The sequence below is a fragment of the Cryobacterium sp. GrIS_2_6 genome (genome assembly GCF_035984545.1).
Classification (GTDB): Bacteria; Actinomycetota; Actinomycetes; order Actinomycetales; family Microbacteriaceae; genus Cryobacterium.
Map to the genome: position 1 here is coordinate 3,431,887 of NZ_JAXCHP010000001.1, position 12,600 is coordinate 3,444,486.

Annotated in this window: 13 protein-coding genes; 8 read left to right on the forward strand and 5 right to left on the reverse strand. The window is 68.7% G+C overall.

Annotated features, from left to right (window positions below):
- The first annotated feature begins 11 nt into the window (after positions 1-11).
- On the forward strand, positions 12-506 hold the full coding sequence (locus RCH22_RS16655; protein WP_327014775.1) for a hypothetical protein: 495 nt from the start codon (positions 12-14) through the stop codon (positions 504-506).
- 12 nt (positions 507-518) lie between these two features.
- Here RCH22_RS16655 and RCH22_RS16660 read toward each other — a convergent pair whose 3' ends face one another.
- Positions 519-893: a hypothetical protein gene (locus tag RCH22_RS16660; protein ID WP_327014776.1), complete on the reverse strand. Its 375-nt coding sequence runs from the start codon at positions 891-893 to the stop codon at positions 519-521.
- A gap of 300 nt (positions 894-1,193) precedes the next feature.
- On the opposite strand from RCH22_RS16660, the gene RCH22_RS16665 reads away from it, so the two are divergent.
- The 3 genes from RCH22_RS16665 (at position 1,194) to RCH22_RS16675 (ending at position 4,455) form a co-directional block, all read left to right on the forward strand.
- Positions 1,194-1,319 carry a hypothetical protein gene (locus RCH22_RS16665; RefSeq protein ID WP_327014777.1) on the forward strand — a complete coding sequence of 42 codons (126 nt, stop codon included), beginning with the start codon at positions 1,194-1,196 and terminating at the stop codon, positions 1,317-1,319.
- A gap of 7 nt (positions 1,320-1,326) precedes the next feature.
- Positions 1,327-1,512 (forward strand): hypothetical protein, encoded by a 186-nt coding sequence (locus tag RCH22_RS16670; protein ID WP_327014778.1) that lies wholly within the window; start codon positions 1,327-1,329, stop codon positions 1,510-1,512.
- 87 nt (positions 1,513-1,599) lie between these two features.
- A complete protein-coding gene (locus RCH22_RS16675; protein WP_327014779.1) occupies positions 1,600-4,455 on the forward strand; it encodes an EAL domain-containing protein in 2,856 nt (951 codons plus the stop codon).
- Here RCH22_RS16675 and RCH22_RS16680 read toward each other — a convergent pair.
- Positions 4,442-4,942 (reverse strand): heme-degrading domain-containing protein, encoded by a 501-nt coding sequence (locus tag RCH22_RS16680; RefSeq protein ID WP_327014780.1) that lies wholly within the window; start codon positions 4,940-4,942, stop codon positions 4,442-4,444. The genes RCH22_RS16675 and RCH22_RS16680 overlap by 14 nt on opposite strands.
- A gap of 151 nt (positions 4,943-5,093) precedes the next feature.
- On the opposite strand from RCH22_RS16680, the gene RCH22_RS16685 reads away from it, so the two are divergent.
- Entirely contained in the window at positions 5,094-5,312 is a 219-nt protein-coding gene (locus RCH22_RS16685; RefSeq protein ID WP_327014781.1) for a three-helix bundle dimerization domain-containing protein, read from the forward strand.
- Between the two features lie 6 nt (positions 5,313-5,318).
- On the opposite strand, the gene RCH22_RS16690 is transcribed toward RCH22_RS16685, so the two are convergent.
- Both RCH22_RS16690 and RCH22_RS16695 read right to left on the reverse strand, forming a co-directional pair.
- Complete coding sequence (locus RCH22_RS16690; RefSeq protein ID WP_327014782.1) at positions 5,319-6,032, reverse strand: helix-turn-helix domain-containing protein; 714 nt, start codon at positions 6,030-6,032, stop codon at positions 5,319-5,321.
- Positions 6,029-7,552 carry an APC family permease gene (locus tag RCH22_RS16695; protein ID WP_327014783.1) on the reverse strand — a complete coding sequence of 508 codons (1,524 nt, stop codon included), beginning with the start codon at positions 7,550-7,552 and terminating at the stop codon, positions 6,029-6,031. Before RCH22_RS16695 ends, RCH22_RS16690 begins: the two co-directional genes overlap by 4 nt.
- A gap of 274 nt (positions 7,553-7,826) precedes the next feature.
- Between RCH22_RS16695 and RCH22_RS16700 the strand changes: the two genes are divergently transcribed.
- The 3 genes from RCH22_RS16700 to RCH22_RS16710 are packed head-to-tail and all read left to right on the forward strand — an operon-like array spanning position 7,827 to position 11,994.
- On the forward strand, positions 7,827-9,311 hold the full coding sequence (locus tag RCH22_RS16700) for an APC family permease (protein ID WP_327014784.1): 1,485 nt from the start codon (positions 7,827-7,829) through the stop codon (positions 9,309-9,311).
- A 58-nt stretch (positions 9,312-9,369) separates the two neighbouring features.
- On the forward strand, positions 9,370-11,433 hold the full coding sequence (locus RCH22_RS16705) for a primary-amine oxidase (protein ID WP_327014785.1): 2,064 nt from the start codon (positions 9,370-9,372) through the stop codon (positions 11,431-11,433).
- An 18-nt stretch (positions 11,434-11,451) separates the two neighbouring features.
- A complete protein-coding gene (locus tag RCH22_RS16710; RefSeq protein WP_327014786.1) occupies positions 11,452-11,994 on the forward strand; it encodes a hypothetical protein in 543 nt (180 codons plus the stop codon).
- 27 nt (positions 11,995-12,021) lie between these two features.
- On the opposite strand, the gene RCH22_RS16715 is transcribed toward RCH22_RS16710, so the two are convergent.
- On the reverse strand, positions 12,022-12,549 hold the full coding sequence (locus RCH22_RS16715) for a universal stress protein (RefSeq protein ID WP_327014787.1): 528 nt from the start codon (positions 12,547-12,549) through the stop codon (positions 12,022-12,024).
- Positions 12,550-12,600: the final 51 nt, after the last annotated feature.

Sequence of the window (12,600 nt, forward strand, 5' to 3'; positions counted from 1 at the left end):
CATTTCGTAACGTGGACGCCACGGTCATCAGCCGGCATGGACCGACGCCGGGCTTCCGGAGCGGGATGACTGAAATGATGAGCATGACAGCACGGATGATGGACTCTTCGACGGCGATGAAGAGCATGAGCGGCCTCGACATGGCGGCGATGCAGGACATGATCGAGTGTTGCAGCGCGTGCGAGCAGGCCTGTACGGTCTGCGCCGACGACATGATGGCCATGGGCATGACCGGCATGTCGAAGTGCATGAGCATGTGCCTCGACTGCGCCGATATGACCCACGCGATGATGCGAATGATGCTGCGCCCCTCCGGCTACGACATGCAGGTCATGTTGGCCCAGATGGATGCCTGCATGAAGATGTGCATGGCCTGCGCCGACGAGTGCATGATGCACGCCGAAACGAGCGAAGAGTGCAAGATGTGCGCTGAGGCCTGCCGTCAGTGCGCGGCCGCGTGCGAACGGATGATGTCGGCGATGAAGTCCATGATGCCGATGGCGTAAAGCAGAGGTCCCTTAGGACAGCCCGACGAGGTCGGAGAAAGCCAACAGCTCGACCGGCGCCAGGAGCACGTTCACGCGCTCGGCTCCGATCGCGAGCACGTGATAGACGTCGTGAAGTGCGACTGGTTCACCGACGGAGGCCGAGGCGCCGAGGTCCGCGTGGTTCCACACCCAGACCTTGGCGTGATCGTCGAGGGTCGTCAACGAGATCCAGCCCGAGTGGGTGACGGCGGTCACGATCGCGTCGCGCCACTTGCTCGGCGTCGCCGCAGACACGCGCTGCTGGATCAGCGGAAGGGCATGACCCGGTGCACTGCCGGTGCACGTGTGACCCTGTGAGCAGTCGGGACGCGGGATCTTCCGGAGAGTGGGGTGCTGCGGGGTCATTGCGGTCTCTGTCCCTTCGTGTCGCGGTGTCGCTCTCGGTTGTCAGCCAGCCTAGGTCGGCGACCGGCGGATGTCCCGGCATCCGTCACGCAAGGAAACAATGCGGCCCCGCCGTTCAGGCCTCCCTCGATGACCGGATTCCGATCGGCAGATGTACCATGAATGTGCGATCCCGTCCACCGATAGTGATGGGTCGGGTTTCCATCCACGGATGCGAAACCGTGTCAATCTCGATCGCTCACACATTGAACCAGGCTCAGCGGCGCGCCGTTCATCAACCGTTTGAGACTGAGAGAACCCATGGCCGACGTGACGAAGAACTCCACCATCCACTACGTATCCACCGTGCGCTGGTCGGCGCTCAAGCGCGAGTTCGCTGCCCGCCGCGGTCCGGTCGCGACGACGCGTGACGACGACGAGGACTGAGACCACCGTGTCCGAAGCGCAATCGTCAGGCGAACCCAACGCGGCCTCGCCGGCCAACCAGGTCTCGCTGCCGCGCTGGAATGAACTCAAGCGCGAGTACAACCTGCGGCACAAGTCACTGATGCGGTACTCCGCTCCCGCTGCGGATACCGCGACGTCCGCGGCGACGAGCCCGGATGACCCCGCCAGCTGACCGACCGCTGTACCCTCAGCCCGCTGAGCAGCCGGCTCCAGACCGCCTCGTGTGCGGGTCCAGTCGATAGTATGCAACCAGGGGGCGATGATGACGCTGGAGCCACGGGAGACGTCGAGCACGACAGTTTCCCTTCTCCTCGGCCATGTGCGCGCACACGGCGGAGTCGCTGCCGTTGCCGAGGTCCTCGCCCGGGCCGGGGTCACGGAGTCGATCGACTGGCTTGAGGACACAGCAAACTGGGTGAGCTACGACACCAGGATCCGGCTCTTCGAGGCAGCGACGACCGTGCTCGACGACCCGCGCACGATGTACAAGGTGGGCTCGACGGTCGTCACCGACGGGCTGCATCCGGTGCTTGTGCAGCTCCTGAGCGCCTTCGCGTCACCCGCAGCGGTGTACCGCCAATTGCCGCGGTTCATTCCCAAGTTCACGACCACATCGACAATGGACTCCGTTTCCGTGCGGGGAACGTCGGCAAGCCTTCGCTACCGGCTGCACGAGGGCTATCGTCCGTCGCGTCTCGACTGCCAGTACGCCCAGGGCCTGTTCGCCGCCCTGCCGTCCATGTTCGGGCTCAATGCCGCGATCGTGGTCCACCCGGAGTGCCAGTGCGACGGATATGAGTGTTGCGTCTACGAAGTGACGTGGTCGACCCGGCGCCGCTGGTGGTCGTTGCGGTCATGGGCCCTTCCCACCAACCGGTCCCTTGTGCTCCTGCGTGAGAAGGTCAAGGAGGTTCAGCTCGCCGCAGCAGACCTCGTCGGAAGCGACGATGTCGACGACGTTCTCGCCCGCATCGTCGCCCGTGCGTCGTCTGCAGTGCTTGCGCCGGCGTACCTGCTCATCCTGACTTCCGACCATGGCGAGCCCGTGCTTCGCTTCCAGGGGCTCGATGCCCCCAAGGCGGCCAGGGTCGCCGCGCGAATCCTCGACGGCGACGCGCTCGGCGACCGGGCGGTGATCGTGGACGTGGCTTCGAGCCGTCGCAGCTACGGACGCCTTGCCGCACTCTATTCCCTTGGCCACACCACGATAGAGGGGGACAGGACCCTGCTCGAGGCCTACGCCGGCCACGCCGCCGCGGCGCTCGACCTGTTCACGGCCCTCGACGACAGCAGGCGCGAGGAGAGCAGGGCGGCGGCCATGCTGGTGCTCGCCCATGAGCTCGCGACGAGCAATGGCAGCGAGGCCGTCGCCGACGCGGTCGCCCTCGCGGTACCCGCGATCGCCGGCTGTGATGCCGCCGCGGTGCTGCTCTGGGACGCCGGCCCCGGCGTGATGCACGCGGTCGCAACCGCCGGGCTCGATACGCCCCAGAGGGATCGGGTGCTCGCGTCGCCGATCGCCGCCGCGCAGACGCCCGAACTGGTCGAACTCCTCGCCCACCAGCGGCCGGTCCCGCTGTCGGCGACCACCGCGAGCCCGCAACTGGCCGGCCTCCTCGCGGAATGCGGAATGACCACGGCGATCATCGTGCCGCTGCTCGCCGGCGATGTGCTGATGGGCGTCGTCGTCGCCGGCGGGTGGCGTTCCGCTCCTGCCTCGGGCATCTCGCCGAGCACGCTCGCGCGGATCGAGGGCGTCAGCCATCAAGGCGCCATCGCGTTGCAGAACGCCCGGCTCCTCGCCACGGTTCGTCACCAGTCCCTGCACGACCCGCTGACCGGCCTCGCCAACCGGATGCTGTTCGCGAGTGAGCTCGATGCTGCAGTGTCGACGTGCGCGGAGGGCTCGTGCACCGCCGTGATGTTCTGTGACCTGGACAACTTCAAACAGGTCAATGACGTGCTCGGTCACGGCGCCGGCGACGAACTGCTCCGCCAGATCGCGGTTCGGCTTCGCGGGTGCCTGGGTGCCGAGGCGACCATCGGACGTCTCGGGGGCGATGAATTCGCGGTCCTCGCCCACGAACTTCCCGGTCACGAGCAGGCAGTCCACCTCGCTCATCGCGTCGTCGACAGCCTCAACCGGCCCTTCCATGTCTCCGGCCACGATCTGCGCATCACCGCGAGCATCGGGGTCGCGGTGCACAACGGCCCGGGGGATGGCGGAGAACGGCTGCTCGCCGCCGCGGACACCGCGATGTACGACGCGAAACGGACCGGCCGGAACCAGGTCGCCCTCGCGGACGACAGCAACCGGACAGACCCGGTGGCCTCGCTCCAGGGCGAGCTCGTCGAGGCACTCGGGCGGGCCGAGATGCGGTTGCACTATCAACCCGTCGTCGCGCTCGCCTCCCCTGACCGGGTCGTGGGGGCCGAAGCCCTGATCCGCTGGGACCATCCTCGCCTGGGCCTGCTGGCCCCCGCTGCCTTCCTGCCGCTCGCGGAGGAGACCGGCCTCGTCGCCGACCTGGACCTGTGGGTGCTCGGGGAGGCCCTCGCCGACCTCGCGGCCCTCGGCGACGCCGCTGCCCTCGCCGCTGCCGGGGAGGCGCCACTGCACGTCGCGGTGAACCTCGCGAGTGCCACCCTCGTCGACCCGCGGCTGATCCCGACCGTGCGCGCGGCCCTCAACCGCAACCGGCTCCGTCCGGAGCGGCTGGTCCTCGAGATCGTCGAGAGCAGGGCCCTCATCGATCTTCCTGGCGTCGTGGAACGCCTCACCGAACTGCGCCGGCTCGGCGTGAGCATTTCGCTCGACGATTTCGGGACCGGATTCTCGACCCTGGCCTGGCTCAACACCCTCCCCGTCGACCAGATCAAGATCGACAGGACCTTCACCGCGAATCTGCCGGAGGCCGCATCCGTCGCCCTGGTCGAGGGGATCATCGCGCTCGCGCAGAAACTCGACATCGACGTGGTGGCCGAAGGGGTGGAGACCGAAGACCAGCTCGTCGCGCTTCGGGACGCCGGCTGCGCTTTCGCCCAGGGCTACCTGCTCGGCCGGCCGATGCCCGCGTTCGCGTCCGTCGCGCGGGCGTTGGTCAGCCGCGGGTGAGGTGGTGCGCCTGGTGCGCCGCGAGCGCCTCGACGACGAGGTCGTGATCGAGCTGCTGGGCGAGTCCGGACACCCCGACAACGCCCATCAGCGCCCCGCGCACGCGCAGCGGGAATGCGCCGCCGTGGGCTGCATGCGTGCGCGGGTCGAGCCGGGATGACGTGTCGAAGTCGCGGCCCGCGGCGCGGAAACGGGTGCCGACGGCGAGCGAGGAACTCGCAAACCTGCGGACAACCCGGAACTTGTTCTCGAGCCAGCCGTCGTTGTCGGCGCAGGCTCCCGGCAGGGACGCGTGGAACACCCGCTGGTCTCCGAACATGATCGCGATCGCGATGGGGTGGTCACGTTCGAGCCCGAGCTCCACGAGCAGGGAGCCGACCGCCCAGGCGTCCGCGAAACCGAAGGAATCGAACTGGATGCTGCGCTCCTGCTCGAGGAGAATCTCCAGCAGGTGTTCCTCTGCGGACAGTTGCGGTGCGTCGGTCATCTCGAGCCTTTCCCAGGGAATGCGGCATTCGCCGCCTCAGACAGTCTTCCACTGTCGCGTCGTCGTGCGGGTGGATCCTGACAGAGCGGCAATCCGGTCTGAGTCGTTTCCAGCGTTTGACCCTGCGCCGCTGCAGGCAGAGACTGAAGGAGTGAATCGAAAAGAGGAAGACCGCGCGGTCGAGCAGATCATTGTGCGACTGGAAAAGAAGTTTCCCAACGAACCGCCGACGAGTATTGAGAAGACCGTGCACGCGCAGCAACTCGCGCTCGCCCGGAATCCGTTGCGGGACTACATCCCCGTGTTGATCGAACACGCGGTCAAGGACCGGTTGCGCCGGGCCGCACTGCACCTGCCTGCCGCGGCCTGATCTCCCTCAGGCGAGCAGGGGCGCGAGTTCCCGTGCGCCCATCCTGAGCAGGGCGAGGAATTCGGCAGGCTCGCCGATCCGTGCAGCCGGGGCCGACAGGCAGAGCCCCGCGACAAGCGTTCCCTCCCGGTTCCGGATCGGGATCGCGAGACAGCCGGTCCCCGGCGCCCATGGGCTCGGGAAGTACGCGTAGCCGTCGGTCCGGACCGTTGCGAGCTGCCCGGCCAGTTCCGGGTCCTCGCCGAGCACCCCCGACTCTGCCCCCCGACGTTCTGCGAGCAGCAGCCGGCCCATCGCACTCGTTTCGAGCGCCCGCGCGCTCCTGACGGACACGCTCGGCGGGTAGTCTGGGTCCGGATCGATCACCCGGACCCCATCGCTGTCGTACCGCACGAGGTGAATGCCGCCACGGATGCGGGACCGCAGCCGGTCGACGACCTCGCGCACCGCCTCCGGTGGCTGGGCGGGCGCGACCAGGCGGGCGAGTTCGACGACCTTGCGGCCGAGGGCGAACCCGCGCAGGTCCGGCATCCGCACGAGGTACTCGTCCTGGACCAGCAGGTTGAGCAGCCGGTACGCCGTCGCCTTCGGGAGCCCGAGGCTGTCCGAGATCTCCCGCGCCGTGACCCCCGACCCGCAGCGGGCCACCTCCTCGAGCACCGTCAGGGCGCTCTGGATGGCCTTCGGCTGGCGGGCACCGAGGTGCGCGGCGCCCGTCACGGCCCGGCCCGGCCCGATTCCCGCGCCGCGGCATCCGCCGGGCCCGGGCCGCCGAGGACGTCGCCTGTCACGGGCACGTCGTAGACCCCGATGGTGTCCCGAAGCCAGGGGCGCCTCCGCAATCGCAGGCCGCACCAGGCGAGGCCGAGCGCCATCACGCCGAGGAAGACCCAGACCCCGAGCGCCCTGGCCGAGCCGCTCTCGACGGCGAGGTAGGTGAGGAGCACGGCGCCCAGCAGCACGGCGGCGAGCACCGCGAACAACACCGGCCAGAAGGTGGCCTCGCCGATCCGCCGGAGGAACACGGGCGCGGCGACGCAGACGAGCAGGTACGCGGTCATGTAGCCGCCCGCGGCCCCGACGATGAGCACCTCCATGGTCTGCCAGATGCTGCCGGACAGCGCGATCGTCGTGAGCAACACCGCCGTGATCACCGTCATCGCGACGAGTGCCGCGCCGAACGGCGTGCGATAGCGCGGGTGGGTGCGCCCGAACCTGCTCGGCAGCAGGCCCTCGCGGCCCATGGAGAAGAGCACCCGCACGAGCGCGGTCGTCGACGCGATCGCACAGGCGAGGAACGAGGTCGCGATGCTGACGTCGAGGAGCAGGCCGGCCGCGTCGATTCCGTATGCGGCGGCGAGATCGTTGACCGGGGACGCGCTCGCCGCGATCGCGCGACCGAGGGCGGAGAACCCGACGAGCTGGCTGAACGAGGCGAGCAGGTAGAGCAGCCCGGACCCGAGCACCGTGAACACGATCGCCCGCGGGATGCTTGCATACGGGCGTTTCGCCTCGACGCCGAGGGTCGAGGCGCTCTCGAAGCCGACGAAGGCCGTGAGGGCGAGGGCGGACCCGACCGCGAAGTTGGCGGGGTCGATTGCGCCGGGTGCGAGCTGCGACCAGTCGAGCACCGGCCAGAGTCGCACGAGCAGCGCGACAACGAGCACGACGATGATGAGCACCGAGACCGCCTCGACGAGCAGGGTGATCCTGGTCGAGAGACGGATGCCGCGGGCCAGCACGAGCAGGCACAGTGCCGCCATGACGACGATCAGCAGGCTCGCGACGAGGACGGACCCGGTGAGCGCCGGCCAGAACCTGCCGACCACGATCGTGAGGTAGTACCCGGCGCCACCGAGCGCGAACATCGAAATGAATCCGTAGCCGACGAGCAGGCCGACGCCGGCGACGAACGCCGCCATGGTGCCGAGCCCGCGGGAGACGAAGGTGTAGATCGACCCGGCCGCGGCGATGCGCCGGGTGAACTGGTTGATCGTCGTCGCGACAAGGAACGCGAGCAGCATCGCGGTCGCGAGCGACCACACCGTCGCGCCGCCGGCGACGACGGCGACGAGGAGGGGGATCGTGGTCGCGGCGGCCGATGGGGCGACGGCGGACACGGACTGCGCGAGCACGTCGAGGAATCCCACACTGCGCCGGTCGAGCCCGTCGACGGGCGAGCGGGTTCCGATGCCGTCGACCGGCTGCGGATCGTTGATGGCCCTGGCCAGTGCGGTCATCGGTCCGGCCTCGTTCTTTCTCGTTCACAAGCTCACGGTCGGGGGCGGCGGTGCGGAGCCTCAGGCTAACCATCCGGCGTTGCGGCCGCGCTTCGGGAGTGTTTCGGTCGCGTGACCGCCGAGTGGGACAACGGGCGGCCCGTGTCTCATTCGGGCCGCCCGGACGTTTACCCCGGCGAGACCGGTCGGCAACAGGGGTCCGACAGGCTGGCCGCAGACCTTCCGCACCGCCTCCCCGACTTTCCCTGACGAACCCGCTCGAGCTGGAGATGACATGACCCTCACGAAAGATCCAACGGCATCCGTGGGCACACTGCCCGCCGAACGTTCCCTGACCGGTTCCCTCGGCGTCACGTCGATCGTGCTGATGGTCGTGGCCGCCGCAGCGCCGCTCACCGTCATCGGCGGCTCGGCTCCGCTCGGCATCCTGCTCGGCAACGGGGTCGGATTCCCCTCGATGTTCGCCATCGCGGCGATCGTCCTGCTCTTCTTCTCCGTCGGCCTCGCCGCGATGACCAGGCACGTGCCGAAGCCCGGCGCGTTCTTCACCTTCGTGAACTACGGCCTCGGCAAGCCGGCCGGCCTCGCGACGGCCTTCCTCGCGCTTCTCACATACACGACCATCCAGGTCTCGGTCTACGGGTACGTCGGCTACATTCTGAGCGTCACGCTCACGGGCCTCGGCGCACCGGACCTGCCCTGGTACCTCTACTCGCTCGCGGCCGTCGCCCTCGTCGGGTTCCTCGGCTACCGGCACATCGACCTGAGCTCGAAGGTGCTCGGGGTGCTCCTGCTCGGCGAGGTCGGCGTCGTGCTCGCGCTCGTCGTCGCGGTGGTCGTCAACGGCGGCCCTGAGGGCCTGTCGATGGCGCCCTTCGAGCCGAACAACGTGCTCACCGGCTCCCCGGCGATCGGCCTGATGTTCGCGATCGCCGCCTTCATCGGCTTCGAGTCCACCGCGATCTTCCGCGATGAGGCGAAGGACCCCGGCCGCACCATCCCGCGGGCCACCTACGTCGCCGTGATCGGCATCGGCGTCTTCTACACACTCGCGTCCTGGGCGCTCGTGATGGCGTGGGGACCGAGCGGCGTCGTCGCCCAGGCCGCGGAGAACCCGGGCGCGATGATCCTGATCACGACCCTCGCCTACCTCGGACCGATCGGGCAGGTCGTGATGAACGTGCTGCTCATCACGAGCATGTTCGCGTGCGTGCTGTCCTTCCACAACGTGATCACCCGCTACCAGCACTCGATGTCCAACGCCCGGGTCCTTCCCGACTTCCTCGGCCGGGTGCACACGAAGCACTCCGCACCCCACCTCTCCTCGATCGTGCAGACCGCGACAGCCGCGATCCTGACGATCCTGTTCGCGGTGCTCGGCCTCGACCCGGTGCTCCAGGTCTTCACCTGGTTCTCCGGCGTCGCGACCCTCGCGATCGCCGTCCTGATGGCCGTCACGAGCGTCGCGGTCGTCGTCTACTTCGCCCGCACCAAGAAGGACAGGCGGCTCTGGAACACGGTGATCGCCCCGGTGCTCGGCCTGCTCGGCCTGCTCGGCGCCGCCGTGCTCATCGCCACGAACTTCCCCTTCCTCGTCGGTGACGTCGACGCGGACGGAGCCCCCGTGTTCGGCGTCGTGAGCGCGGTCCTGCTCGGCCTCGTCGTGCTCTTCCCGCTCGGCGGACTCGTGCAGGCGCTCATCCTCAAGCGCACCAACCGGGTCGCATACGACCAGATCACGGATGCCATCGGCGGGTGACCCGCTGACCCCGCCCGCAGCATCCGCTCACCTCTCACCACCCTTCGACTGGAGAACCATGACCATCACCGATCTCGACACCCCGCACGGCCACCACGAACACGGCGGCCACGATCACGACCACGACCAGCACGACGCCGGGACCGTGCCGAGCCACCCGGTCGGCAGCCTCACCGCTGCAGAGTTCGAGACCGTGCGCGACGTCGTCACGGCGGGCGCCGACTGGAACGCGACCACCCGCTTCGCCTATGTCGGGCTGTGGGAACCGCACAAGCGTGAGGTCCTCGCCTGGCAGGACGGCACCGGGCCGCTTCCCGACCGGCAGGCCCGGGTGATGCTTCTCGACATGGAGACCGGCCGGTCGACGGACAACATCGTCTCCATCCCCGGTCGCGCGGTGCTCACGACGAGCGTGCTCGACGGGTCGGCCGGCCAGTTGCCCGTGCTGCTCGCCGAGTTCGACGCGATCGCCGGGATCGTCGCCGAGGACCCGCGCTGGGTCGCCGCACTCGCCGCGCGGGGCACCACGATCGACGAGGTCGTTGTCGTGCCGCTCTCTGCCGGGCACTACGACTACCCGGAAGAGGTCGGCCGCCGGATCGTCCGGGTGCTCGCGTTCCGCCAGGACTACCCGGAGGACCACCCCTGGGCGCACCCGGTCGACGGGCTCTCCGCCTACGTCGACACCGCCTCCCGCACTATCACGCGCCTCATCGACGTCGGCACCCTCGACATCCCGGCGGAGAGCGGCAACTTCGACGACCCGGCCGTGCAGGGCGCCCCGCTCACGACCCTCAAGCCGATCGTGATCTCCCAGCCGGAAGGACCGAGCTTCACGGTCGACGGCGAGTGGGTGAGCTGGGCGAACTGGAAGTTCCAGGTCGGCTTTGATACCCGCGAGGGCCTCGTGCTGCGCCAGCTCTCCTTCACGGACGCGGGGGAGGAGCGCCCGGTCATCTACCGGGCCTCGATCAACGAGATGCTCGTGCCCTACGGGGACCCGTCCCCGGTGCGGTTCTGGCAGAACTATTTCGACACCGGAGAGTACCTCTTCGGCCGGTTCACCAACTCCCTCGCGCTCGGCTGCGACTGCGTCGGCGAGATCAAGTACTTCGACGCCGTCCTCGCCGACGAACTCGGCAACCCGTTCACGATCAAGAACGGCATCTGCATGCACGAGGAGGACGTCGGAACGCTCTGGAAGCACGGCGACATGTTCACCGGCTCCAACGAGGTGCGCCGGCAGCGGCGACTCGTGATCAGTTTCTTCACCACCGTCGGCAACTACGACTACGGGTTCTACTGGTACCTGTCGCTCGACGGCACCATCGAGTGCGAGGCCAAGCTCACCGGCATCCTCTTCACATCGGCATACCCGGGGATCGGGGAGCCTATCGGAGAGACCGCGATCGAGGGAGACTACGCGTATGCCAGCGAGGTCGCTCCCGGGCTCGGCGCCCCGTACCACCAGCACCTCTTCAGCGCGCGGCTCGACATGATGGTCGACGGGCTGTCCAACGCCGTCGACGAGATCGACGGCGTGCGCTTGCCGATGGGGCCGGGCAACCCGCACGGCAACGCCTTCACCAAGAAGACGACCCGGCTCTCGAGTGAGGCGGGCTCCGGGCGGGTCGCCGACGCATCCGTCGCCAGGGCCTGGCACATCGTCAACACCGAGAAGACCAACCGGCTCGGGCGCCCGACCGGCTATGTTCTGCAGCCGGAGCAGTCTCCGACGCTGATGGCCGACCCGGGGTCTTCGATCGCGAAGCGCGCCGAGTTCGCAACGAAGCACCTCTTCGTGACCCAGTACGACCCGGCTGAGCAGTTCGCGGCCGGTGACTTCGTGCACCAGAACCCGGGCGGAGACGGCATCACGAAGTACATCGCGGGCGACAGGTCGATCGACGGCGAGGACATCGTGCTCTGGCACACCTTCGGGCCGACGCACTTCCCCCGGATCGAGGACTGGCCGGTGATGCCGGTCGACTACGCGAAGTTCACGCTCAAGCCATACGGCTTCTTCGGTGCGAACCCCGCGATGAACGTGCCGGCCAACGAACCGGTGTCGCACTGCTCGCACGGCCACGACGGCGCGGCGCACGAGCACACGCACCACTAGGACGAGAGGAGAGCGCTGGTGACCTGGGCACTGCACGGAATCATGATCGGCGGCGCGTCGCTCAACCTCTGCTGCGTGCTCGGTAGCCGGCGCTCCCGGTCGGGCCTCGCGGTCGTCTCCACCCTCGTGATGCTCGCGGCGATGACGGATTCCGCCTTCGGTGTCTTCGGCCTCGGGCCCGTGCCGTGGGCGGCGATCCTGATCGCCTGGGGACTGACCTGTTCGGCGCTGCTCCGCCGCAGCACCGCCACGGGCGCGCCTCAGAATGCGCTACCTCACGGAGGTGCGGGGCAGACGATGCTGCTGCACCACCCGCTCGGCCTCGTGGTCACGGCCGGCCAGATGATGGCACACACGGTGATGTCCCCGGGTGCGGCCGCCGCGGCGGGGCACACCCACTCGGATTCGCTCCTGCTGCCCCTGGTCTGCGTGGCCGGCGGCGCGTTCGTGGTGTGGTCCCTCATGCTGCTCGTGACCGAGAGCCGCACCCGGCTCGAACGCGGCAACCTCCTCGGGATGTCGGCCATGACGGCGGCGATGGCCGTGATGCCCTTCGCCTGAGCCGCTACGCAGGACTCCTGGTGAGAATCAGGCGGGCTCCCACGGCAGGCGCTGTTCGAAGGGGACCGGCGCGAGCGGGATCATCACGACCGGCCGGTGCTGGCGATGCGCGAGGCGCACCGCGATCGAACCGCTGAAGAAGGCCTGAAGGCCCGCTCGGACGCTCGACTCCCGGGTACCCACGACGATCATGGCAGCGCCGAGGGTGTCGGCGAGTGTGCCGATCGCGAGGGCGGGATCCCCGGCGAGTGCCCGGGTGCTCCACGCGACCGGGCGGCCTTCGAGCGCAGCCGCGAGCCGTGCGGCGAGCCGGGGAGGAAGCGCCTCGTCGGCGAGGTCGACGACATCGGGATCGAAGGAGAGCGAGGTCACGCTGCCGTCCGGGTGTTCCTCGATCACGTAGCGTCCGGTGTCGACCCACGCGCAGACGAGCTCCGCACCGAAGTGCTCCGCGAAGACGGCGGCCTGCTGCACGACGGCATCCGGCTGTCCGGTGTCTACCCCGACGACGATCCTCGCGGTCTGCCGGCGATCATTCGGCTGTGCGGCGGTCACGGGGCCTCCTTCGACCCCACCCTAGCCCTGTCGGGCAGCACAGGCACCTCA